19 protein-coding genes are annotated in these 24,331 nt (G+C 41.8%); 10 read left to right on the top strand and 9 right to left on the bottom strand.

Features of this window, described 5'->3' with window-relative positions:
* Nucleotides 1–920: 920 nt before the first annotated feature.
* Nucleotides 921–1,973, top strand: a complete 1,053-nt coding sequence (locus ABWV76_RS03690) for a DMT family transporter (protein ID WP_353375258.1) — start codon at nt 921–923, stop codon at nt 1,971–1,973.
* An 838-nt stretch (nt 1,974–2,811) separates the two neighbouring features.
* Here ABWV76_RS03690 and ABWV76_RS03685 read toward each other — a convergent pair.
* Together ABWV76_RS03685 and ABWV76_RS03680 are read right to left on the bottom strand one after the other, a co-directional pair.
* Complete coding sequence (locus ABWV76_RS03685; RefSeq protein ID WP_020415161.1) at nt 2,812–3,174, bottom strand: hypothetical protein; 363 nt, start codon at nt 3,172–3,174, stop codon at nt 2,812–2,814.
* Nucleotides 3,175–3,344: 170 nt separating this feature from the next.
* A complete protein-coding gene (locus tag ABWV76_RS03680; RefSeq protein WP_353375257.1) occupies nt 3,345–3,599 on the bottom strand; it encodes a hypothetical protein in 255 nt (84 codons plus the stop codon).
* A gap of 541 nt (nt 3,600–4,140) precedes the next feature.
* Between ABWV76_RS03680 and ABWV76_RS03675 the strand changes: the two genes are divergently transcribed.
* Nucleotides 4,141–4,995, top strand: coding sequence for an SGNH/GDSL hydrolase family protein (locus tag ABWV76_RS03675; RefSeq protein WP_353375256.1), 855 nt, complete (start codon nt 4,141–4,143; stop codon nt 4,993–4,995).
* Nucleotides 4,996–5,254: 259 nt separating this feature from the next.
* Here ABWV76_RS03675 and pyrF read toward each other — a convergent pair whose 3' ends face one another.
* The 6 genes from pyrF to ABWV76_RS03645 all read right to left on the bottom strand — a co-directional run bounded on the left by pyrF (nt 5,255) and on the right by ABWV76_RS03645 (nt 13,185).
* Nucleotides 5,255–5,947 carry an orotidine-5'-phosphate decarboxylase gene (gene pyrF, locus ABWV76_RS03670; protein WP_353375255.1) on the bottom strand — a complete coding sequence of 231 codons (693 nt, stop codon included), beginning with the start codon at nt 5,945–5,947 and terminating at the stop codon, nt 5,255–5,257.
* A gap of 782 nt (nt 5,948–6,729) precedes the next feature.
* Complete coding sequence (locus ABWV76_RS03665; RefSeq protein WP_020415158.1) at nt 6,730–7,167, bottom strand: acyl-CoA thioesterase; 438 nt, start codon at nt 7,165–7,167, stop codon at nt 6,730–6,732.
* On the bottom strand, nt 7,164–8,330 hold the full coding sequence (locus ABWV76_RS03660) for an iron-containing alcohol dehydrogenase (RefSeq protein ID WP_353375254.1): 1,167 nt from the start codon (nt 8,328–8,330) through the stop codon (nt 7,164–7,166). The genes ABWV76_RS03665 and ABWV76_RS03660 overlap by 4 nt, the downstream gene beginning before the upstream one ends.
* A 1,431-nt stretch (nt 8,331–9,761) precedes the next feature.
* Nucleotides 9,762–10,346: a hypothetical protein gene (locus tag ABWV76_RS03655; RefSeq protein WP_353375253.1), complete on the bottom strand. Its 585-nt coding sequence runs from the start codon at nt 10,344–10,346 to the stop codon at nt 9,762–9,764.
* A 16-nt stretch (nt 10,347–10,362) separates the two neighbouring features.
* Nucleotides 10,363–11,499: a dipeptidase gene (locus tag ABWV76_RS03650; RefSeq protein ID WP_353375252.1), complete on the bottom strand. Its 1,137-nt coding sequence runs from the start codon at nt 11,497–11,499 to the stop codon at nt 10,363–10,365.
* Between the two features lie 18 nt (nt 11,500–11,517).
* Nucleotides 11,518–13,185 (bottom strand): amidohydrolase family protein, encoded by a 1,668-nt coding sequence (locus tag ABWV76_RS03645; RefSeq protein WP_353375251.1) that lies wholly within the window; start codon nt 13,183–13,185, stop codon nt 11,518–11,520.
* A gap of 185 nt (nt 13,186–13,370) precedes the next feature.
* On the opposite strand from ABWV76_RS03645, the gene ABWV76_RS03640 reads away from it, so the two are divergent.
* A complete protein-coding gene (locus ABWV76_RS03640) occupies nt 13,371–14,276 on the top strand; it encodes a LysR family transcriptional regulator (RefSeq protein ID WP_353375250.1) in 906 nt (301 codons plus the stop codon).
* On the top strand, nt 14,248–15,534 hold the full coding sequence (locus tag ABWV76_RS03635; protein WP_353375249.1) for an NRAMP family divalent metal transporter: 1,287 nt from the start codon (nt 14,248–14,250) through the stop codon (nt 15,532–15,534). Before ABWV76_RS03640 ends, ABWV76_RS03635 begins: the two co-directional genes overlap by 29 nt.
* 210 nt (nt 15,535–15,744) lie before the next feature.
* Here the strand turns inward: ABWV76_RS03635 and ABWV76_RS03630 are convergent, their stop codons facing one another.
* Nucleotides 15,745–16,128 carry a hypothetical protein gene (locus ABWV76_RS03630; protein ID WP_353375247.1) on the bottom strand — a complete coding sequence of 128 codons (384 nt, stop codon included), beginning with the start codon at nt 16,126–16,128 and terminating at the stop codon, nt 15,745–15,747.
* A 974-nt stretch (nt 16,129–17,102) separates the two neighbouring features.
* On the opposite strand from ABWV76_RS03630, the gene ABWV76_RS03625 reads away from it, so the two are divergent.
* From ABWV76_RS03625 to pcp, 6 genes are all read left to right on the top strand, one after another.
* A complete protein-coding gene (locus ABWV76_RS03625) occupies nt 17,103–18,176 on the top strand; it encodes a 3-deoxy-7-phosphoheptulonate synthase (RefSeq protein ID WP_020415149.1) in 1,074 nt (357 codons plus the stop codon).
* Nucleotides 18,177–18,404: 228 nt separating this feature from the next.
* Entirely contained in the window at nt 18,405–18,860 is a 456-nt protein-coding gene (locus ABWV76_RS03620) for a hypothetical protein (protein ID WP_282950792.1), read from the top strand.
* A gap of 216 nt (nt 18,861–19,076) precedes the next feature.
* Complete coding sequence (locus tag ABWV76_RS03615) at nt 19,077–19,685, top strand: OsmC-related (seleno)protein (RefSeq protein WP_353375246.1); 609 nt, start codon at nt 19,077–19,079, stop codon at nt 19,683–19,685.
* 1,463 nt (nt 19,686–21,148) lie between these two features.
* Entirely contained in the window at nt 21,149–21,613 is a 465-nt protein-coding gene (locus ABWV76_RS03610) for a hypothetical protein (protein WP_020415145.1), read from the top strand.
* 1,396 nt (nt 21,614–23,009) lie between these two features.
* Nucleotides 23,010–23,429 carry an ester cyclase gene (locus ABWV76_RS03605; RefSeq protein WP_020415144.1) on the top strand — a complete coding sequence of 140 codons (420 nt, stop codon included), beginning with the start codon at nt 23,010–23,012 and terminating at the stop codon, nt 23,427–23,429.
* A 106-nt stretch (nt 23,430–23,535) separates the two neighbouring features.
* Nucleotides 23,536–24,204: a pyroglutamyl-peptidase I gene (pcp, locus tag ABWV76_RS03600; protein ID WP_282950793.1), complete on the top strand. Its 669-nt coding sequence runs from the start codon at nt 23,536–23,538 to the stop codon at nt 24,202–24,204.
* The last annotated feature ends 127 nt before the right edge of the window (nt 24,205–24,331 follow it).

Below are 24,331 nucleotides of genomic sequence, written 5' to 3'. Positions count from 1 at the left end.
CAATCACTTCCTTAACTTTAATGCCTTATATCAAGCTGAAAACGGCCACTTTAACTTTGGATTCTTTTGAATATAACCAGGCTAGCTTCGTCCCTACGTGATTGCATGGATAATTTATCCAGGATAACAAATCAGGCTCAGCAAGCAGCAAGCAGCAAACTTGAATAGCACTTCACAATTATTCTTTATACCACCAGATCAATAAAAAGCAGTTACTATTTTTTCAACTTTGCGCCTTGTGTATCAATGGTTACATCTGGATGAAAACCCAAAAAACAAGTTCATTTATGGTTGGAATACAAAAAGGATATGGGCCGAAGCTTCCAATATCATTCCTCTTGAACTGTATTTGCCTCAAGTAAGGTCTATCTTCAAAGCTCATTCTTTACCTGTGCAATACCTAAAATACTTGCCTAAAAATCCAGGCAAAGCTCAGATTTTGACATTGGCTGCCTTTGTTTTTTATCCGTTTGGCTTAATTGGAAGTCCTTTCAGTTGACTAAGAAATAGTTCTTTGGTTGGCAATCCCGCTCCCTTGCAGCAAATCCTTGGATATCAACTCCTAACTGTACAGATGGTATACCATCAACATAAGTTCCACGTTCAGCAGCATAAGAGATGAAATTACGTCCATGAACCCATCGCTCAGGCAGATACCCCAATCAAATTTTCCGAACTAAATTCGAATATTTTACTGGACGTCGAGGGAATACGCGTAACATTGCCTCGAACACTGACAAGAATAACCACTCCGACGTTGATATATAGATATATTTTAACTGCTTGTAGGCAGCCGATTATGAGATTTAGTCTAAACTAATCCAGATCAGAATGACCTACTTCCACTATCAGATAAGGCGTACTTAGCCAGGGGCAAGGTACATCCGCTAAAGCTTACTGTAGCACTCAGGGGATACCAGATGGAAAATCAACACACCGTAAAAAGTACCCGATTTTGGCTATGGATGTCGATTCTTATATTTGCTGCCTCCAACTCTGTTGTTGCGAAAATCGGGGAGCTCGGTGCCTATCACCCCATTAATGGAAATAATCCCATATCATTTTGCAACCTCTTGTTTGCAGGAAATCTCTTGGCGGGTATCACCCTTTTAATAATCTATAGGAAAGATTGGCGCCTCAGCATCTTAAAACAGTACCCTTTCAAAGACTGGTTTTACATGTTTGTGCTTATCTTGATGTCTGGTGTTCTTGCCCCTGCTTTCTTCTTTATTGCTCTAATGATCACAGAGGTGACTAATGTCGTTTTAATTGCAACTCTAGATGCTCCCTTAGGACTCTTGTTAGCTTTTTTAATGTTCAGGGAAAAGCCCACCGGGTTCTCAATAGTGGGTGCTCTTGTGGTAACAGTTGGTGTTATTGCAATTTTTGTGCTACATCAACCTCCGATGGAAGATCCAATGAGCATGAAAATGCTGAACCTTGGAAATCCAGCAATGAACCAATTCCTAGAAACCCTTCCCAAAGCAGGAGAAATTTTAACCGCTGTAGCAACACTCTTAGGAGTCATTGCCGTTCAGGTAAGTCGGAAACTGCTTGATCGCATCCCTATTGGCGTCTTTTCAGTTTTCCGCATGCTTGCAGGAGTGATACTCTTTTCGATCATTGTCCTCTCTGTATTTGGCCCCCATCACTTTGACGACCTCTTTTCTCCATTCCTCTGGGTGTGGATGCTGGTATACGGCGCGATCATTATAGTCTTTGGGCAGATCACCTGGTTTAAAGGACTCCAAGGAGGGGCCAGCTCTGCCGATATCTCTATCGCTACAGCCATCACTCCCGTAGCAGGCACTTTCTTCGCCTTTCTGATTCTTCAAGAGATTCCCAACCTTGCTCAAATCGTTGGAGGAATCATCATCATGGCAGGAATAGGAATCTCACTACTCGGCCAATATCGAGAACAAAAAGTCGTCGAAATTAGGTATGAAAAACCGTGCTCATTTAAGGGGGTATAGCGCTTTCAAGCAGCAGCGCCTTATTAGGTAACTTAGTATCTTAGTAAGCCTCGTTAAGCAGAACAGTACAGCTGATCACGAAGTAAACAGTGGCGAAGCAGGGTAAGAAACAGTGTGCATAATTTAAACGTAAAGCTATTGCTTTCAGACTATTTATGACTAGAACGCTTGATTGATACTAGCCGATTCATGCGCTGTTTAAATGAATCAATCACTCGCCGGGTCTTTATTGAAGGCGCCTGTGCCAGCCGCTTCTAGGACGGCTATTTTTACTGAATGAAAAGGTCCTTGGAACTACTTGGCCAATGGGGATTTCAATCCTAACCGTGCCTGTATCGCCGAGACTCCTAATAATTCTGATTACCCTTCTATTCAAAAACGTATTCATACGCCAATCATAGGTAGGCAGACCAGAAGTCCGCTACCTCTTGTGCAAGATGAGCGCCCAAATATGCTAAAAAGTTTACCTGTTCATATGAATAGATAATAAATTTTTGTGATCGCTATCTAGCCCCTAAAAGGCTGTATGCTGTTACTTAAACTCTCCTCTATCCTCAAGCAGCTGGAAGATATCATCAAAATACTGGCTTCAACTCCAATGAGACTTTGGAGGCTGCTTTAAAAGTTTAGCAGGGCCAGAGAGTGCGGTACGATTAATAAGGAGACTCCACCCGGACCTCAGTTATAGAACTCAAATCTTATTAGACAGTAAGAAACATCAAGCTCCGATTATCGCACTAACGTCAAACGCTGTGACAAATTCGGAGTGCAGGAGAAAGCTTTTTAACAACAGCGTTTTTTATGCACCAAATCGTTGTCACAGCTATCGCCATCGCCCTTAGATTTCGGGAATTTCGCCGAAAAAACCAATTACACAGCAAACTTTCCCGTTCTCATCTATTTCTGTTACATCAAACCCGGCTAGGAGCAACTTATCGTTTTGATGAATTGCCCAATGGTACCGATGAAACCCATGTTGGGAGTCTACACCACTAGTTCGAGAGTAAATAGCTCCCGGGAGCTTAGACTTTACTTCATGGACATTTTTCTCAAATCCGTCAATGCCAGAGACATCAATAGACGGATCAACAAACCGAACATCGCTGCTCAGAGCATTTTCAAGGTGGACGCGTACTTTAGAAGAGTCAGGTTCGTTCCATGCTGCCAGCATGTGGTCAAGGGCTTCCGGGTATTTGGCCATAGTTCTTCTCGTGTATATCTGGCAAAATCAGAATTAAAAGTTAAATTGCATAATGTCACATACAGCCGCCAACAAAAGGAGTCCGTAATTGCGTAGGAATTTGAGTGACGCCTTTTGTCGGTCCGCTGCTGCGACTTCTTAAGTTTCCATTTGTGAAATAGTCTAAAGTATCAAAATGACCTACCGAGCGCTATAAACCAGTTTTTACCAGCAATCATTTGACCTGCTTCCTCGAGATACTTTATATCTTTAGATTCGATGTATTTTTGACAGATATCACCGACTTCACTTGCCTTTAAATCATCAGGTAGCTCTTGCCATTCTCTTAGATCATTATGAGCAACTGAATAGAATGCAAACGCTATCTTTCGCCACTCCTTATTATTTGCCTTTATTTCTTCAAGGCTCTTTTTTATACTACTCATTTTCTAACAACTAACTGATATTAATTGAAACATAATAGCTAATTCAAAAGCAGTATCAATATATCATCCTTTTCTTTAATTCCAAAGCTCTTCAGCCTAACCATCCAAAAAGGTACCGAATTTCAATAGCTACCTTTAACTATTACACATATTAAGAAAGAAGGATAATATAATTCCGTACTTTCATTGCCATATATCTTATCGAGAAGCCATTAAGAATCAATGAAATTATTGGTTTTCTTCAAGCAAGTTGTTGGTAGAATACACATAACACAATGTCAGACGGACAAAGCTGTTTAGCTCACCAACCTTCAGATAATATTACTCGTTACTGACAAACAAAAAACTTTGAAATAGAAGCATATTCAATTTAATAGAATACTCGTATTGGTGAGTTAGCCGTCAATTTATGTGCTATTTACATTTTAAATAATGACTTAATATACTTTTAAAGATAAGCTAGACAAATGAAATATCACGCTCTATCGAGCTTAAGTTGTCCAGACGCTTCACTACCGACTTTTACGAAAAAGGATTTATTATGAAATTAAAATTGAATAAAGGATTTTTATTTCTTGCTTTCATTAGCAGTATCATTCTAAGTGAAAGTCTCTTGGCTGAGATGAAAGAGGATACCGTTATCCTAACTATTGGAGCATCTTTCACCGATGGCAGAATACCAATTAATGATGATTTCAATTCCCCCCTTGGCGGAATCGCGATTAGCGCCGGTAAATATCTATCATTACATCAAGCACTTATTCGGCAGAAAAGTCTATCAGGTTATGTTATAAATGAAGCCCAGGCTGGGGCGACAACCTTCAACCGCCTAGGCTGTAACCCTGGACCGGATTGTGGTCCAGGTTTTTGGTTTGGTTATGAAAACCAACTTAACCGAGCACTAATGAGAGTCGCTGTACCTGACCCCTCCCAACCATCTGGCGTAAAATACAATGCGAGCTATGTTGTTATCACCATAGCAAATGACTGCCTACACTCGGATGCCTTTGGTATTCCTCAAGACCAGGCTCAACCATGTGATACAAGTCAACTGAATGCCTATATCGATAGATTAATAGCTGTTGGGCAGACTGCCCTCAATAAAGGTATCACGCCTATCTATGACATAATGCCAGCTTGGGAGGATATTGACCTGTCAACAACCGCAGCATTATTCGGTTTGCATTGGATTATGAATGAACAGCAGTATAACGAATTGCGGGACCTTCATTATAACCGTTTAAGCAGTGAACTCCCTGGGGCGGAGGTATTGAATATATGGGAGGGCTTTCACCCTTTACCTGATGGACTGCACCCAACAGACAAAACTACACAGAAAGCAGCCCGCCGAATCGCTAACTACATTCGCTTTCACAATTCAGGAGTTTCTGAATAGCTCCTTGATATTAATGCGGAAGATAAAGGCAGTCACTTGGCTGCCTTTAAAGCACCTTCTTGATAGTAATGATAAGACGATTCTTCTTTCACTACCTCAACATGATTTTACATTCAGCGGCTTGTCATGAGTTTTACCGAAGTTGAAAGTGCTTGATCGGGCCGATTGTAATATTTAATATGTCATAGCCTCCACCAAGAACTCCGGTGAGTTACATGAGAACACTACAGCCTTTCAGCAAGCGGATCAAGAAGCTCATTTATTTGTATATATCTGTTGCTGCCAAATATATTTGCCGGTTAATTTCCTTAGCCGCTTTTTCAGGATTGTCTGCCTGAACTATAGGCCGCCCAACAATAATATATGAAGCTCCACTATTGATTGCATGGGCAGGTGTACCAATCCTATATTGGTCCTGTATGTCGCCGCCTTCTGGGCGAATTCCTGGGGTAACCATAATCATATCCTTACCCAGCAGCGCTCGAAGGGCTTCCGTTTCTTGTGGGGAAGCGACAACTCCATGACAGCCGCTACGCTGCGCAATCTGAGCTAGCCTTATAACTTGATCCTGGCTTTTACGGCTAAAACCAATATCGATCAGATCCTGATCATTTAGCCCCGTTACAACGGTTAAAGCTAGCACTTTCATACAGGGAAACTCTGATGCAGCCTCTACTGCTGACTCCATCATTTTTTGACCACCAGAAGCATGGACGGTAATCATATCTACTCCATGTCTGCCTGCAGATTTGATTGCGGATGAAACAGAGCTAGATATTTCATGTAACTTAAGGTCTAAAAATACTGTTTTTCCATGACTCTTGAGGTATCGGATAGCTTCAGGGCCTTCTGAAGTAAGCAGCTGTAGGCCAATTTTATAAATATTAACTTCTGATTTTATTGATTCAACGATATCCTTCATTTCATTCAGAGTAAATACATCCAGGGCCACTATTAACAACTTCAATTCCTCTTTGTAACTCTATGAAATTCAATAAAAACATAGAACGTACTTCCTAGCGGAAATAGCCTCACTATATTGTAAAAAAACTTGAGCGATATTATCACCTCAAATTTTGAGCTATTACCCCAAATGAGCTCAAGATGATCGCCACTTACTCTAAATATGGAAAGCATATTCATCACCTGATTAAGCGTAATATTTTCCACTCCGCCAGGCAAACCTTCATGCGCAAGGTGTTTAAGGATTTGCTCCAGGGTTTGCTGAAATCATCCATAGTCAGATAGCCCAATTAACTTCGCCCAATCGCTAGCGATAAATATGACCTGGTCATCCAAGCTGTAATTATCAGCATTAATATATCAAGGTTTCAGAGAGAATGTATATCAAATTGCAGCTAGAATTAGCCTGGCTCAATGCACAGTAAGTGGCTCTTAGCATATTCTCAAGATAAAACCAGCATGCAACATGGATCATGTCCATACAAAGCGTACCGTTTACGGCCCAAAATTACTCAAGAAATGTACCAACCCCAGGTACTTCGCTTCAATTCTAATTGCCCTCTCCTGGTGCTCTATTAAAACTCATTTCAACATTTTACGTAGTTACCGACGTACCTTGAAAGAACGCCAGAAACTAGTTGGCGATAGGCTGATAAACTTTCACATGGGCAAGACAAATGTCATATAAAAGCCCCAGGCAATCAGCAGTCTTTTATCAAAATCGTTTGTTCTGTATTGTATATGGTCCAACTTAATACATATATTTAATTTTCAATTCTTAATACATGCACTTTGTAATGCCTTTAGTAATTGACCAGAAATTTTACTCGGCTGTTCGGTACTCCGATTAACAAAGACATGCGTCATAGAGCCATGCGCACATGCATTTTCTTGTTTTTCTTTAAAAATTGCGACACCATATTCTACTGAAGAATTGCCTATTCGATTTACCCTAAAAGCACCAAGTATTTTTTCAGGATATGAAATACCAGCCAAATAATTACATTCAGATTTTACTATATAACCAATGTTCTCACTGGATTTAATATCCAATCCAGCTTTATTAATCAAAAAGCTATTCACAATAGTGTCAAAATATGAGTAGTAAACGACATTGTTTACATGCCCATACACATCATTATCCATCCATCTGGTAGTTAACTCTTCAAAACAAAAATAATCTGTACGTAACACAGCCTGCTTACTCACAAAGCCTCCTCATAAGCAGCCTGATAAATCAGGAGTGCATCATCATGAGACAGCGGTTTCGGATTATTGATTAGTAAGCGAGTTTGTAGCATTGCATCGGTGGCGAGCATCTCTAAATGATGCTCGCCAATATCTAACTGTTTTAAGGTCCGGGGTAATTTTAATCGTTCAATTAGCCGCTCAATAAAGATAATGAGATCAGAACACACTTTTTGATCTGATTGAGACGTATTTATGTGTTCACAAATATATGGCGCCAATTCACTATAGAGCTTGGCTGTATCACTCTGATTAAAGCGCATCACATGTGGCAATACTAACGAGTTGCCTAATCCATGAGGTACATGAAAATGCCCCCCTAATGGGTATGCTAGCGCATGTACAGCGGCAACTGGTGCATTGGCAAAAGCCTGACCTGCAAGGCAGGCACCCAATAACATATTTTGTCTTGCTTCTATGTCCTCTCCATGATGTGTGGCCTGTTCTATATTTTTTGATAGCAATAGCAACGCCTGCTTGGCTAGCATATCTGAGTAGGCATTTTTTTTGTGTTTAGACGTATATGCCTCTATGGCATGCACCATAGCATCAATGCCCGTTGCAGCAGTAATATGAGCTGGCAACCCTAGAGTTAATTGTGCATCTAATAAGGCAACATCTGGCAATAATTGTTTGGAGACGATGCCATCTTTGGTGGTTTCTCCTGTTGTTAAAACCGCGATGGGTGTTACTTCTGAACCGGTGCCAGCAGTGGTAGGTATTAAAACCAAGGGTACGCGACCTCCTTGAACTCGTTCAAGCCCATATAGCTGTTCTAGAGATTGCTGAGAATCCATCATAACAGCAACAACTTTGGCGGTATCCATTGAACTGCCACCACCAAATCCAATTACACCATCAACATTATGCTGCTTTGCTAAGGCTACTGCCGACAATACGATCTGCTCTTTAGGATCAGCACTAACTTCATCAAAGACAATGGTCGAAAATTTACTATGTAATTGCTCCTTCAGTTTCTCAACCAAACCACAATTTACAATACCTTGATCAGTGACCACTAACAACTTAGTTATATTTAGTTGATCACATATCTCACTAATTTTATTTAACCTACCAGGGCCATTTATAATCGATTTTGTAGTATTAAATTGAAAACTTAACATAGGATTGTCACCGCCTTAATTATTATGTACTGTTTCGTTTGGCAATAGTTCCATTTCAAACCCTAGGGAACTTCTGATTAGTTCAGAGTAAATTTGGTACTAATCAGTTATCAGTAAAGACTACGATAAATTAATCACCAAGTCACCAGTGTAGATACGCCGACGTATCTAGATTATTTGGCAGCTAAACCTCCCTCTCCAGCCTTCTTTCCCAGCGTGAGCCCGCGTCCAACGTATCTGGAGATAAGGCTTCTTCACTTGCCCCACGAGATTGGGTACGGGCCAGCGATAGACCCAAGGTTTCAATACCGTATAGACTATGCCGTTAACCGAGGTTAATACCTAGTTTTCTTCCCCTTCGCGCTACTCCACCATTGAGGAACTCGGGGTAAAGACGCCTTTAAAACGATATATTGATGTACATAGAGCCGAGTATCTTATGAAGCACTCCAGCAGGCAACCCAGCCTTCATATGCTGGAGTGGAAGCTCGACGGTATTACCAACGATCAACTATTCCAGATAGGAAAAATGTGACCTCGATTGAAAAATCTGCTGCATTTACATTGATAAAGACGAGAGGCCCTGCCCTACTAAGCCTGGCTCTTAAACTACTCTATTAACCCTTGAGGTGCGCCCATTCGGGAGCAAGGACCTTTGCACTTTCATCTACAGCGTCGAGGGGAAGTTTCACGACACTTCCAGTATCGTAGACCTTATTGCAAAATAGGATCAGACCTCCTACCCCAAATAAAGTAACCTTCTCCGAAGCATCAATCTGAATTGTAAAGGGCTCCCGCCTTAAAAAGCAGCACCATTAAACCACGCTTCCTAGAAGTACACAGTTGCTTCCACGGGCGACAAAAAGCACTTTGTGCCCAGCCTGCAATAAGTACCCCCGCAGTAACTGTCTAGGGCTCCGGCACACATAGCGACAACTCTCATTACTTTCTTTGGCCCTATGGAATTGAATGTACTTTTTTCCATACCGGACTGCCATTGACAGTTACTTTAGCTTTCGTATAGAGGGCTGTAACTGAATTGTGCTAAATACACACAATTGGGATATACAAAACACAGAGTAAGCCAAGACAAGCATACTTCACATAGCAACCCAGCTGGCCATTATCCGACCTTAAAAGGATGGAAATAAGGTAGATTACCGGTAAAATTAAGTACTAATTTACACAGAAATGAGTTTACCAACAGCCAAGTCCACTATTTTTTGGGTCGAGTTTTTGGCTTAGCCGTCCTAGCCCCTCATGCAGATAACCTGGTCTGACTCAAGGTGTGGGAGCGCCAAGGGCCTACCTACCTGTGGGACCCAGTAACAAACGAACTAGCATCTCACTATAAAAACCAAACTCTCTATCCGCTATCACCTCTTTAGTGACGTATTTGTCAAAGAGGTGATTAAATCTAGGGTTCTACCACTAACAATCAGAGGGTTTTATCGACTGAAGTTCTTTCCAAACGGGATGAGAAAAATCTTGTGGAGAGACAAGGAAAAACCAGCGAAGCTCATTAATTTTTTCACAATGGATTTGGCCCCCTTTAAAGCGGAGGGTCTGTTCCTTTTTGGTTACAAATGGCTCAATCCAGCTTATCTGACCAGTATATTTGCCATCAACCTGCTCAATTGTAATAGCAGGCTCATATTCTTTGCCTTCAGTGACGGCTTTGTACAACCCCCTATAGTAGGAGGCTATAAAATTCTCAATTTTGGTCTTTCCAAAAACTTGATTCTTCTCAGGCTTATGGGTCCATGAAAAAGCATAACTAAAAAAATCTTCTTTTTCTTGTTTATACATGCCGGGTAGAAACACAAGCTCTTCAATACCATTCAAGGTGATATCTGAAGCAAATTCGATCGGGAAAGGAATTACTTCAGTCTTTGAACCTTTTGGGAATTCAGAGTAAGTGCTAAGCTCTTCAGCAGAGAGCAAAGGTGTAAAGAGAAGCGTAACACAAGCAACCAGCCGAGTTAAAATATTATCAAATTTTAGATATTTATCCATTTAAGCTTATCTTCCTTTAATTCCATACATTAGAAAAAACACGCAACCAGTTTTTACCAACTATTTTTTCTACTACTCGATCAGAGATCCCTTTTTGACTTAGCTTATAAGCAATAAGCTCCATTCGTCTCTCAGAATTCAGTTCGGGAATAAATGGAGGACGATGTGGGGTTTCTCCTGGCGCTGAAATTCCTGCCGCAATACGACGCTCAACTTCTTTGCGAATACTTTCCCGATACTCAGGGCCGTCGTTGACTGGCACTACGCCTTGATCACTACCGATAGCAACATGATCTTCACCGCATATATTATAGGCATGCAATAGATGTTTAATTACCATATCAGCCTTAATTTCATGCTCACCGCCTTCCAAAAATGGCATTAAATAGATACCAACCAAGCCGCCGGTGTCTGCTGCTGCTTTCAACTCTGTATCGTCATTATTTCGAGGATGCTTATAAATCGTATTACAGCCAGTATGGGAGATCACAATCGGTTTTTTTGACTGCCTGATGGCACTGGCAACGGTTCTCTTTCCTGAGTGTGATAGATCGACCAGCACCCTCTCTGATTCCATTATCTCTATGGCTTTCTTGCCGAGCGAGGTAATTCCTAAATCTTCCTTGACAAGACCACCGCTACCAAGAATTGAAGGGCCATTGTAAGAGACCTGCATGATCTTAACACCCATCTTGGCAAACTCTGAAATACCTGAAAGTGTTTCATCAAACATTTCAGTTGACTGAAATCCCATTATGATACCAAGCTTTTTGTCCTCTTTAGCTTTTAGAATATCTGATGCGGATAGAATCAAGCTTAAGTAGTTTGAATTATGCTCAATGATAGCTTTAGTTTTTTCGACCTTTTTTAAAGTCTCTCCATAGTCATCACCTGGGTAGGGAACAGTCATATTCAAGGCACTAATCCCTGAACTTTTGAATATCCCCAGCGACTTCTGGGAAACAGGCTCCTTGAGCGAGAATGCTACACTGAGCCCATCAATTACAATCGATGAATCGTATTGATTCCACACTGATTTGCCTGCATCAACCCCTGAAAAAGCATTTAATATGCCCGAATTAATAGCCAGATAAGAACCAAGACTACCTGACATCAGAGATTTAATTAATGCTCTTCTATTTATATCGCTCATAAAACCCCCTCGCCAGAATTAATCAGTACTTCGTGAAGCAATACACTCAACTTCCGCTTTTGCATCAAGTGCAAGTCCGCTTGCTGCAAAAGCACTCCTTGCAGGCTTTTTTCCATTGAAGTACTGAATATAAACTTTATTCGCCTCTGGCCAGTCATCAATATCAGCAAGCATCAAAGTACATTTAACCACATCATCAAAATCCAGATTTTTGCTCTCAAGAACTTGGCCAATATTCTTCATTGTTTGATGCATCTGAACTTCCAGGCTTTCACCTGCCAAGGTTAAAGTTGAAGGATGATTGCCGATCTGTCCGGATAGCCAAATAGTTCCATTCATTTCACGTGAAGAAGAGAAAGGCAACTGTGGGTCGTCGCCGATAAAGATAAAACGACCATTCTTTACAACATGAACTATCGATTTACTATTTTCAATATTCTTCTCGGGACTTTCTGAAAGCACCACCAAATTTGCTTTCTTACCTTCTTCAACACTACCGACAGAGTCTTCGATTCCTATCACCTTTGCGGCATTTAAAGTAGCTGCTTGAATTGCTTCGAGAGGCTTCATACCTATCTCACCTACGAGTAGCTTCAACTCATGGTGAATCATCGGTGTTGTGTCATTTTCCAGGTCACTAAATGCATCTGTGCCCGCGGCAATAGTAATGCCGTTTTGATAGGCAAATTGTGTCATTTTTGTACTAAGCTGATCAAGCAGCCTATATTTTTCGTTTAATTCATTCCTTTGTTCAAAAACGGTGAGTGTTGCATCTAGAATTGTTCCATTCTCATTCATCGCGTCAAAAAGATCTAAATAGCTATCTTTTTGTAGGATTTCTTCCCACTTTGAGCCATCCAGTTCAGCAGTTTTTCTTCGCCATTCCTTGAAGTTGTCAACTAACTGTGCGGATATATCAGAGGCATGTGAAATAGTCTCAACGCCAGCATTAACGGTTTGTAGGGGTTTGGAAGGGCCAATATAAGCATGCGACCAGACTTTTAAGCCGTGTTTTTTGGCCGCGCTAGCGAGTAATGGAACCGTCTCAGCTTCAACGTCTGCATATATCTTGATGCCTGTTGCACCAGCACCTTTAGCCTGGAGCATTATTGAATCCATATCGGAATGCTCGCCTACCGCTCTCATCCAGACGGTGTGCCCAGGTTCGCGCCCTTTGGCTGATGCAATGGTTCTAGGATCTGAGAAAAAGGATTCTCCACCAATTATGACTGAAAAGTAGATATCCGGCGACGCGATCGAATCCACCTCAGCTTGACGTTTTAAGTACGCCAGTGCTCTCGCATCGCCTCCCATATCTCTCACAGACGTGACGCCGCCGCGAAGCAGATATCTAAGTCGCTCAGTAGTAATCGAAAGCTTATCCCAGTCATCCGGATCTGTAGCGTGATGAACATGAGCGTCTATTAGACCTGGTATAACGAACTTACCTTTTAAATCAACAACGCTCGCCCCCTTCACTTTGGACAGCTTCTTCGTAGAAGCGATTCTCTTAATCTTGTCGCCTTCGATGAGGATCGATTGATCTTTGGCGATTTTAAGTGATTTAACATCCACTATATTGGCGTTAATGAGCAAAACTGGCTCTAGAGTATCTTCGGAAGCTAAGGCGTAGCTATTGGTGGTGATAAATAGAACTACCAGAGTCAATATTTTCTTTATATTCATGGAGTTATCTAAAGGGAGGCTTGCAGGATTTTAATCTAATCGCGCTATTTTGCGCCACTAAAGTCATATTTGAAATGCCATATTATTTTATAGTGTATAAACTATAAGTTTATTTGGTATATCGGTATACTCAATTCCGATCCACGACGATAAGAGATGAAGCTGACTGGCCGCGAGGAAAGTCAATGAATAAATTACACGCACTTGAAGCCTACTGCTTGGCCTGCGAAAAGCAGAGCTTCGCAGCTGCTGCTCGTGAGCTCGGAATCTCCGCAGCGATGGTTGGCAGGTACATAAAGCAATTAGAGGAAGAGCTGGGCTGCCTATTGGTGATGCGCAATACGCGCAAAGTATCGATAACCGAAGCAGGCGAGAACTACTATAAACAGATTTCACCAATACTAAAAAAACTTCATGCCGTCGATCAGGCGATGTCAGAATATAATCAAGAGCCCAAGGGTAGACTTTCGATATCCACTAGCGTAGAACTGGGCAGTCAATACTTCTCCGGATTGATCGCAAATTATCGCGAGCTTTATCCTCAAGTGTTTCTGGATTTTCACCTTAGCAATGATCCTCTCGATTTACTTGACAATAAAATCGATCTTGTTTTTAGGATCGCACCAGAGTTACCCGATTCTAGCTATATCGTCCAATCTATCGCAAAGACCAAGTTAGCACTCTGGGCGAGTGACTCGTACGTTGAAGAAAATGGACTGCCTGAAAGCTTGGAAGCACTAAAGAAGCACCAATTACTGTTCTTTAACCACAGTATCCGCGGCGACCATTGGCTATTTCTAGATAAAGAAGAAATCAAGAAAATAAAACTTCCCTGGGCATGGCAATCCAATAATGGAAGACTATTAAATGAAGCCGCCGCAGAAGGACAAGGGATTATTCAAGCCCCATTTTATTCAGTCAAATCTTATGTCGAATCTGGGCAATTAATTGAAATTTTGCCTGAATTCACAATAAAACCACTAACAGTCTTTGCGCTCTACCCTCATCGTTGTGAACTATCTTTGAAAGTTAAAACTTTTATCGACATGGCAAAAAGTTATTTTGCAAAACACCATTCTGAGCAGTTCTAATTTAATGGATGTATTTAAACGCACTTTCTCAAATCTGGGCCCTGGAATCATTTGGGCTGCAAGCAGTATTGGCGTATCTCATATCGTACAGTCTACCCGGGCAGGAGCGGATTACGCTTTTGCTTTAATTGGATTTATCTTTCTGGCTCATTTAATCAAGTATCCTTTTTTCAAAATCGGTCCAGAATATGCTGCTGTAACTGGCGAGAGTCTATTAGAAGGCTACAAAAAACACAGTCGATTGGGCTTTTATAGTTATCTGGCACTCACATTTTTAACAATGTTCTTTGTACAGGCGGCGGTTACGATTGTCACTGCAGCCTTGGCTCTGAATCTATTTGGTGATGTCTTAAATGTTTCGGAGTGGTCCGCCGTCATTCTGATCATCACATGCGGAATACTGATTGCTGGCCAATTTAAGTGGCTAAATGAATCCTTAAAATGGATGGTACTTATACTAGCTATCGCCAGCTTAATCACGCTCATTGCTGCAATAAGTCAGTACGGCCTTCTCCCCCCTAAAACATATTTATTGACTGATTTAGGCCCAGCTATGAGTATCGCATTTGTCGTTGCCTTAGTCGGCTGGATGCCCACATCTATTGAAGTTTCTGTTTGGCACTCTATTTGGTCAGAACGAAAAATAAAAGAACTTCCGGAAAGAGAGTATGCTAAGAAGTCTTTAGTATTTGACTTTAAAGTTGGTTATTTCACCAGCTTGCTATTAGCAATAGTATTTGTGTGGTTAGGCGCATTAATAATGTTTGGGAAAGGTATAGAACTATCCCAGTCTGCTGGCATTTTTGCCGGACAACTAATCAATATTTATACCGAATCTCTAGGTGATTGGAGCCACTTAATAATCAGTATTATTTGTTTTTTCGCACTTTTTTCAACAACATTTGCGGTCTCTGATGGATTCCCTCAAGTTTGGCGAAGCGCCCTAAAAGGCTCAGGTGGCAACCAGATTTCTGAGAATAGGGTCTACATAATAAGCCTAGTTACGCTAAGCCTTATAAGCTGGTTTATTATTTCCCTATTTGCCAATCAGCTAAAAAGCCTTATCGACTTTGTCACCACTTTATCTTTCGTTTGCGCACCAATCTTTGCATTACTCAATATTTTGGTCATGAATGGTAAATGGGTACCAAGAGAGTATCACTTAAAAGGCTGGTATTTGGTTTATACTTTTGCCTGCTTGGGCTTGCTGATCTGCTTTAGTTTATATTTTGTTTATTGGCGCTTTCTGAGTGACTGATTACTAATCATGGAATCTCCATCAGTATTCCTCACTAATGGATAACATCGCATACCACACACCATTAATGTCTCTACTTTTTTCTTAGAAGTCTCATTAAGACTTCTAAGAAAAATAATTATTCTTATAACACCCACATATTAACTTTCCCCTAAGCATATTTTACATGAAAAATTTAAATGCACTCATGCTAGCTAATACATCTTTTTGCTATCTATCAAGGACTGGACTTCGTTTAGATTCATCATAGTTTCTACTAAAACACTCATCAAAATCCGATTCCTTTATATCTTCTGCCTTCATTAACTCTCTCAATGAGCACTGCCCAAACTCCATCGTAATATTCATCTGCTCTTCATCAGATAGACTCATGCCTAAATCCAGGTATTTCGAAGAACATTTAGTTGTATTCTTTACAAAATATGTAACGCAATCTTGTAAGTCTGATAGTATCTCAGGCTTGATACAGTAAAGAAAATTTTGATTTCCACTGCAGTAATATGCGGATATTTTACTAACTGCTTTTTCCTTGAATGTTTCGGCAATAAGCCCACTGGAGTAAATAACTAGCATTAAAAGTATCGGTAGCCTCATAGTTTTTTACTCAAAGTTTTATTCAAGCAAAGGGGTAGCAGTGATTCACTAGGATTGCCACATTTGAATTTAGCAAGATATGCAAGCAAATTGATGCGTTAGCATAGATCAGTAAAATTATAGAACAAGACTAACTTAATGTCTTATTAAGGGCGGGTTAAAAGCAGTACAAATATTCCCGCGAAGGTCACGCCTCACGAGCCTTCTTAGATCTTCAGCAGTCCGTTTGGCTCTTGATTCCGTTTGATTTCTGATTCCACATCATCCCTGAAGCTATTTTTCATAAACTGACCAATTGACCATTAGCATCTTAACCCTTCCGAATGGGTCACCAAGCCCATGGGCAGAAACTTCAGAATTCCGGAATCTTTAGGCAAGCGATTATTCGCAAACATCGTTTCATGTGCAGAGTATCTTCCCCTCAATCCAGCCACGAAAGTAGAGCACATTCTTGAAAACAGTCAGAATGACGCAGGTTCGGAAAGGTAGAGCCCAACTACGATTCTGAGTGCTGATTCAAGCCTAATACCTAAAGCAACTGCAAAGATTCATATGAGAGCATCCACACCATCGACTTCAATTTCATTCCTGATTGCTCAAAGGGGTTCAAATTTGTGACTTTTAATCTACCAAGCCAGAGGCCCTTCTACTGCAGCCCTTCCAACCAACCCTACCGGTGAACGAGTAGTTCACCCCCTCAAGGTCTCCTTTCCTCAGTGGCAGCATTCCCAAGCTGCACGTGATTATCTTCTCAGTTCGCAGGCCCTATTCGCCACAACGGACTCAACTGAGCTCCCCTAAATTCTGTCAAAGTGCCAAACTGTCACAGGATAAAGGTAAATGAATATCCCAAAATCGGGCCAAATATTTGGTTGCAAATGAAACCCTCGCCCTATTCTTTGTGGCACAGTAGGATAAGTCATCCGCCTGCAAGTGCAGCGCGGTACTATGGAACAGAGTAATCAGAAGACGCTATGACCACACAGCAGTTCGACGACTTGAATGTCGTCTCCCAGGAAGTTCTGATCAGCCCGGAGATGCTGAAATCAGAACTCCCCATCAGTGATGCCGCCGAAGCAACTGTCGCCAAAGGGCGTTCCGCCGTGCGTGACATCCTGGATCGCAAAGACCACCGCCTAATGGTGGTAATCGGACCCTGCTCCGTTCACGATGTGGGCGCCGCGATGGAGTATGCCAAGCGCCTTAAGGCGGTAGCTGATAAGGTTTCAGATACTCTTCTGATAGTGATGCGTGTCTATTTTGAGAAACCGCGTACCACAGTTGGATGGAAGGGGCTGATCAACGACCCTCATCTTAATGATTCTTTTAAGATTGAGGAAGGTCTGCACATCGGCCGCAAACTGCTCCTGGATGTCGCCGAGCTGGGGTTACCCACCGCTACAGAAGCGCTGGACCCAATCTCACCCCAGTACCTGCAAGACCTTATTTCCTGGTCAGCTATTGGCGCGCGTACTACCGAATCCCAAACTCACCGAGAAATGGCCAGCGGCCTATCCTCCGCTGTGGGCTTTAAGAACGGTACCGACGGCGGCTTGGAAGTGGCGATTAACGCCTTGCAGTCTGTCGCTAATCCCCACCGATTCCTCGGTATCAACAAGCGCGGTCAAGTTGCGATCATTCACACGTCCGGCAACCCATACGGCCATGTGGTACTGCGCGGTGGTAATGACAAGCCAAATTATGACTCGGTAAGTGTTGCAATGTGTGAGCAGGAGTTACGCAAGTCTAATATCGTGCCAAATATTATGGTGGATTGCAGCCATGCGAACTCCAACAAGAACCACGAATTACAGCCCCTTGTTGTGGACAATGTGACCCATCAAATCCTCGACGGCAACCAGTCAATCATCGGTATCATGGTGGAAAGCAACCTGAAAGCCGGCAACCAGAAAATCCTGCCGAAGCTGGATGATATGGAATACGGCGTTTCCGTTACCGACAAATGCATCGATTGGGAAACTACCGAGTCGTTACTGCTGGGAATGGCAGAGCAACTGCATGACCCGCTAAAGCGGCGTAACGCTTGATCAAACCCTTTGATGGTATCAGGGCCTTCTAGAGGTCTTGATACCTTCGCTCTATCAACTCCCACTACCTCCCTTCCCTAGTCCTCCACCTAACAATCGCTGACATTCTTCATTTACAGGAGTATGCTGCAGCAGGAGTTACCATTTTGTGACGCCAAAGTCTACATTTTATCTATTTAATTCTGTCAACGAGGCATGTAATTAGTCGGTTTAAATCGGGCCACAATAATGGAACTGCAGTCCAACAAAGTCTTAACCTATATATTCGGCGGATTTATCCTAGTTTGGCTGCTAGTGAGCCTTAGCTTCGCTCTGGAAGGCAATGCGATGTTCCCCTGGATTGCCACTACCCTGCTTGCACTACTTGCTTGCATCACCTTCTCATTCGAAAAAACACGTTATGTCGACGGCACAAAGAAGTTGTTTATTTCTGAAAACCGAATCCTTTGGCATAGCTGGACAGAGAAGCACCCCCTTAGCATCTTTCAAGGAATAAAAGTAATTCCCTATTCAAGCTACTCGGCAAGCAGTAAAAAAAGCTACACCAGCTGGCATATCAATCTGGTATTTCGACATGCCAGCGCCAACGAGGGCGTATTGGCCAGGGTTTTCACCAGAAAAGAGGATGCCCTGGAATTTGCTGATAAGCTTTCAGAGCTAACCGCATTACCAGTCCTGGACTGAAAAATCTTTGAGTTTTGATAGGATGCTTTAAGCTGACTCAGGAAGATAATCCTAAGTTATTCTCTATACCTATAACTGCTTTTCTGTGAAGTAGATCAAAGGCACCCTAATATTCCGCCCTATCTGTATGATTCCCAGCCCCGAGTTCTAAGGTCAATAACTTGCCTTCATTGTGACCAGCAGGTCAGGACTTAAATTAATTGAGGAGAGGCAAATATGGACTCCATCAAGTGGGACATGTCTTCTTCAACAATTGTTCGCAAACTTTCGGAAGAAGCTGAACAATTAACGTTTGCCGCACCTCACCTGGACAAGGTGAAACAAGGGGAGCTACTGAAGTTCCATGCACATATCAACGTAGAACAATTGCCTCAGGGGCATCACCTTAAAAAAGCTACGATATTTTCCAATGTTCCCAATGGTGGCACCTGGGAACTGATTTGTGATGAAGGTACCGCGGTTGGCGGTCGAGGCAGTGCCCCATCACCAATTATGTATTTCTCTGCAGGACTGGCACTTTGCATGATGTCCCACGTAGAGATGCTAGCAAAACTAGCAGATATTAAACTGAACAGTGTGAGGCTCGAGCAAAAAACCGAGTTTTCTACAACAATGAATTTTGGGGGGATCAATCCTGAGGAAGTTTTTGGCAAAGGTGATCAAGTGGAAATGCATTTGATCATCGAGAGTGACGAATCAGAAGAAAAACTGCTGGAATTCGCCCACTGCTGTCGACAAGCTTGCATGTCACTTCAAACTGTAGCTTGCGCAACGCCGGTTTCGACCAAACTATATCTAAATAATAGTGAACGCTCCTTCGAGTAGGCCTATCCTACAAAGCCCTAATTGATCTCAGCGGGAGATATTATATTGATAGATAACTAACGGGGTATCCAAGGTAATCCTTAAGTTAACAGGCTCGAAGCAAATAACTTCATAAATTCAATTAACTTTGACTTTCCTCTTACAAAAAAAATCACTAAAAAACCAGCTACCAGCATTGGTAAGTGACCTACCGATTCATGTAATCTGATAGTGGAAGCCATCAAGAATAATGACATCACTACAGTTAAAATTGTCAATCAGACAGGCCCCATCAACACAACCAAACAAAAACAGAAATCAGCCACCCCCAAAGAAAAAAAGATCAAAGCTGAGAAGAATTTCCACCATAGACAAGACACAAAGCTCCAATAATATTAACGTATAAACTCCAATCCTACGTAAGAATTAAGCCACTTTTTGTGAACAGCAAAAGCCATCAGCTGCACGCCTAGCCCGCAAAATAAGACAACAATTAATAACAAAGTTACCCACACCAACACAGATAATATGTACCAAACTTTATGACAATCAATGTCAGACCAAAGAATTTAGAACCTTAGGGGTAGCCTATAATTCGATTGGATTCCAGAGCTTATTCAAAACACAATAAAAAGAACTTATAAGGGGCACCAATACAAAAAATCAATTCCAACTCGACTAGATTACTATCACCCTGTACAAATCAGCAGAAATAGAGCCGTATCGATTGAGAAACCCAAGGAGTCACAAACATCAATACTATTGAAAATAGTTTTACTTCCTTTTTCTATACATATTTATAGTTCACTGAAAACTTCTTAGATCTAAAAAAAATGTGCTATCTGGTCTTGCAATCATGAACACAGCTTTTCGAGAAAAAAATCATTTTGCACGCTGTCACGCTAGACGCTTATTATTTTTGAAAAAATAACGCATCGAGATAATTTCATATCAATTAAAAAAATCACCTGATGAGCCTGCAACAAAAGAGCCTTCTACTAGGCTCATTCAGTGAAGGATCCATCCTAGCCAATGCAACCCAAAGCTTGGAACTGCAGCCCCAACCACATCTACTCGAATTAAAAGGCCTCTTAATCCCCTAGCTTTACGCATTTTTGGCACTTACTCTCTATCAAGGTATCCGGAATGGCTCCAAAATATTTATAAATAATATGACGAACCAGTCATCGCAAATATCATTCAATTTAGCCCCATTTTAAAGCAAAAGCATTACGTATAAAGTCATGGTCAACCGTACAAACTGACATAAATCGAGACTTAAGTTCTATAGTCGATTCATGGTCTGGAATATTATTTGAGGCTGCTGCCAGTTATCGAAATAAACAGCACAAGGGAACTCAAAAAAGCTTTGCCTGAAATAACAAAAAAAATCTACAAAAAAATGAAACTTCTCAAACAGCACGTTGGGACTGCACACATGTTCGAGTAGACTTGTTGCCAAGTTGGGAGAAGGAGAAAACGTTATGCGTTATGTACTTTCAATGATATTACTACTCTCTCTTGCCGGTTTCAGTTATGCGCAAGAGCGTCTGGCACAGCTGCCAGCAGGCGCATCACCGGTGCAAATACTTGGTAAAACTTACTATCAAAGCGGCAATACTTTCTATGCCTTTAATGAACAGGGTCGTTATTTTTACCCAGTACAACCTCCGACTCGTATCCGTCAATATGAGCAACCTAGAAATATGTATTGGCGCGGTTCCCAGCCTCGCTACTACTGGCGTGGTTCTCAGCCTCGCTACTACTGGCGTGGTTCTCAGCCTAGCTACTATTGGCGCGACTCTACGCCTCGTTACTATGGCCTGACTCGCGATCAAGTAGAAGGTTGTATGAACGCGGCAGCGGACAAAGCAAATGCCAATCCTCGTATCGGTGGTAAAGTGTATATCCGCGAATATAACCAGTGCATTAGCAATCTGCGCTATTAGCAAAGTGCTATATGCACAAAGAACAAACCCTTAAGGGGCCCTCGGGCCCCTTTCTTATTTTACTTTCTAACTAGGGTATCTTTGTTCCTGCAGGATTAATAATCGATGGACTATGGCAGTGTCGTTAATAGATTTCATGTTTTATCACTAGTGCCAACGACTATCAGTATTCAGCCTCTAGAGCTACCCAGTTATAGTAAGAAGCCCGTGCTGTCTCCCGTACCTCTACCAGTACTATCTCCAAATCCGGTAAATTTTCGAATCTAGCCTTAGTCAACTATTGACTGATTTCCAAGAAATTGAAGATCGTATCGCCAATCGTGACAGTGGACCAGCTGGGCTTATTCCCTTAAGGGCACCTACAACACTCGGACAATTTTGGCACGCTCCACAGTTTCCAAAACTTATAGCTCACCCCCTTAATCGATTGGAGCTGTTTCTCGATAACCAGTTAAGAGATATCATTGGAGAAGGCTTTAACCTGGCAATACGCATCAAAGCAACATCCGTTAACTCTTCTCTATATGCACAAAAGTTGGGTGAGCATCACCGGCGCTTAGTTGCATCACTAGAAAATATACATCAATCGGGTATATCCCGGAGTCCGAAAGAACTAAACGGTTTTGCTTGCCTTTAGCTTTGATAAAAGCCCTGCTCATTGGAATTTATCGAGCAATAATCAGGAAATAACAATCAATATGCCCACTATTACATAGCCAATAACTATTTCCCCCTATACCAAGCTACCCTGGCCGAATCAGGCATCGCTAGCTTATGCGATTACCTGGAAAACAATGACATCACATCGATGTCTTCTAGTTGAAATCCTGCCACAATGGATACAAGCGAGCCGGCCATTATTTGGTGTATATCAGCAAAAGGAAGGCTACTTCACGCAAGCTGGGCGTACTATGGAAATTTTTACAAGGAATTTTTCCCAGGGATTGATTCAAATAACAACCCCAATAAATTCGTCTCTCACCCAGGCTTTATGTAGTCTTTATATAGAGGGTTATGGAGAAATCAACCACACATCATGATTTCGATAGCTTTTACAAGAATTAAAAAATATATCCACTTAGGAGCTTAAAGATCCAATTTAATCATTCCAGTCTTTGACAAACATATCAATGATTGGCACAACTTAAATCCATGGTATTAATCAAATTTCATATCTAATGGCACAAGAATTACTATGCCTTCCACCAAATATCAAAAATTGTTGAACAAAATTAGAGACCTTAAGTAACAGTTGAACGCCTCATCCTGACTTGTCACAAAAGTCTCTTAATAAAAGGAATAGTGCGCTACTACTTTCTATAAAATTTCACGCCCTACACTATGCTTGGATTTCTGCCATGGCACAGTACCGACTAACAAATCATCCGAGGATTATATGACTGCCAATCATAAAGAAACGTCAAAGAGTCTTCTCCAGCAGTGGGGAGATAACACACCTCATAAAGCCACTAGCTATCTCTCGCCCAACTACAAGAACCACCAGATGCCTGATGCAGGAAGTGCAACCTCATGCAAGTCACTTAAAGAATGGCAGGAACTTGTCACCGAATTCCATAAAGGATTTTCAGATGTAAAGATGGAAATCCTACTTCAAGTGGCCGAGGGCGACTATGTTTGCACACGTTGGCGAATGACAGCAAAGCATACTGGTAAATTTATGCAGTACGAACCGACAGGAAAAACTACCACCTGGACTGGTATTCACACTGATCTATACGAAAAAGACAAAATGGTGGAAAGTTGGGTTGACTGGGATAAGTATTCCTTCCTGGAACAACTGGGCCTCACAGACTAAATTTCGTGGTCTGGGCAAACAATTCCCAATGTAAATTTAAGCCTATAAATTTTATCTTTGTCAGCAACCAATTGCCCGAGAGAAAATTTCAGCGGAACCACCAAATATGAAAAAAATTATTGTTTCCGGCTTCGAAGCTTTTGGGCACACCCCCATAAATCCAGCAGAATCAGTCATGCGTGTTTTAGATGGAACCTATGTAGGGGAAGCTGAAATTTCTGGAATCTTAGTGCCCAATAATTTTTTTGAAAGTATTGAGATTGTTACTGTTGCAATAAAAGAGTTACAACCTCAGTTAGTGGTGATGCTGGGTGAGTATGGCGGTCGTGCAGAAATAACAGTGGAACGAATCGCACAAAATTTTAATGATTCTACCCGATATAACCTAAAGGATAACCGCGGTGTAGAAATGCAGGGTGAGCCAACCATACCCGACGGTCCCGTGGCCTACCGCAGCACCCTACCTTTAAGGGCCATGGTTAAGGCTATGCGTGGCGTGGGCGTTCCCGCAGATATCTCAGATACCGCAGCCACCTTTTGTTGTAACCATTTAATGTACGGTGTACTACATTATATTGCCATAAATCAGCTAGATATACGTGCCGGTTGGATTCACCTCCCACAATTACCTCACGTGGCGGCATTACCTGAAAATCTTGGCACTCCAAGTATGTCCAGGGAGACAGCCGCACTCGGCGTACATGCGGGGATAGAAGCAGCGCTCATTCACCCTAATGATATCAATGAGCCTATTCCATCCAGGTTCCAGATATAGAGTCCATTATATCAACTATTTATCACTGGTTACGCCGGTAAATTAGCTTCTTTACCTTCCAGTACATTTACAGACGTACAATATCGGCCTGTAAACATTTTATGGAATTCGAGATTTACAGCCCAAC

The sequence above is a fragment of the Microbulbifer sp. NBRC 101763 genome (assembly GCF_040371615.1).
GTDB classification, from domain to species: Bacteria; Pseudomonadota; Gammaproteobacteria; order Pseudomonadales; family Cellvibrionaceae; genus Microbulbifer; species Microbulbifer variabilis.
The sequence above is the reverse complement of the archived record's forward strand: the minus strand, read 5'-3'. Positions and strand labels throughout refer to the sequence as shown.

Coding starts and splice junctions, on each gene's coding strand:
- ABWV76_RS03690 (WP_353375258.1), top strand. CDS start 921: ATGGAAAATCAACACACCGTAAAAAGTACCCGATTTTGGCTATGGATG.
- ABWV76_RS03685 (WP_020415161.1), bottom strand. CDS start 3,174: ATGGCCAAATACCCGGAAGCCCTTGACCACATGCTGGCAGCATGGAAC.
- ABWV76_RS03680 (WP_353375257.1), bottom strand. CDS start 3,599: ATGAGTAGTATAAAAAAGAGCCTTGAAGAAATAAAGGCAAATAATAAG.
- ABWV76_RS03675 (WP_353375256.1), top strand. CDS start 4,141: ATGAAATTAAAATTGAATAAAGGATTTTTATTTCTTGCTTTCATTAGC.
- ABWV76_RS03660 (WP_353375254.1), bottom strand. CDS start 8,330: ATGTTAAGTTTTCAATTTAATACTACAAAATCGATTATAAATGGCCCT.
- ABWV76_RS03655 (WP_353375253.1), bottom strand. CDS start 10,346: ATGGATAAATATCTAAAATTTGATAATATTTTAACTCGGCTGGTTGCT.
- ABWV76_RS03650 (WP_353375252.1), bottom strand. CDS start 11,499: ATGAGCGATATAAATAGAAGAGCATTAATTAAATCTCTGATGTCAGGT.
- ABWV76_RS03645 (WP_353375251.1), bottom strand. CDS start 13,185: ATGAATATAAAGAAAATATTGACTCTGGTAGTTCTATTTATCACCACC.
- ABWV76_RS03640 (WP_353375250.1), top strand. CDS start 13,371: ATGAATAAATTACACGCACTTGAAGCCTACTGCTTGGCCTGCGAAAAG.
- ABWV76_RS03630 (WP_353375247.1), bottom strand. CDS start 16,128: ATGAGGCTACCGATACTTTTAATGCTAGTTATTTACTCCAGTGGGCTT.
- ABWV76_RS03625 (WP_020415149.1), top strand. CDS start 17,103: ATGACCACACAGCAGTTCGACGACTTGAATGTCGTCTCCCAGGAAGTT.
- ABWV76_RS03620 (WP_282950792.1), top strand. CDS start 18,405: ATGGAACTGCAGTCCAACAAAGTCTTAACCTATATATTCGGCGGATTT.
- ABWV76_RS03615 (WP_353375246.1), top strand. CDS start 19,077: ATGGACTCCATCAAGTGGGACATGTCTTCTTCAACAATTGTTCGCAAA.
- ABWV76_RS03610 (WP_020415145.1), top strand. CDS start 21,149: ATGCGTTATGTACTTTCAATGATATTACTACTCTCTCTTGCCGGTTTC.
- ABWV76_RS03605 (WP_020415144.1), top strand. CDS start 23,010: ATGACTGCCAATCATAAAGAAACGTCAAAGAGTCTTCTCCAGCAGTGG.
- pcp (WP_282950793.1), top strand. CDS start 23,536: ATGAAAAAAATTATTGTTTCCGGCTTCGAAGCTTTTGGGCACACCCCC.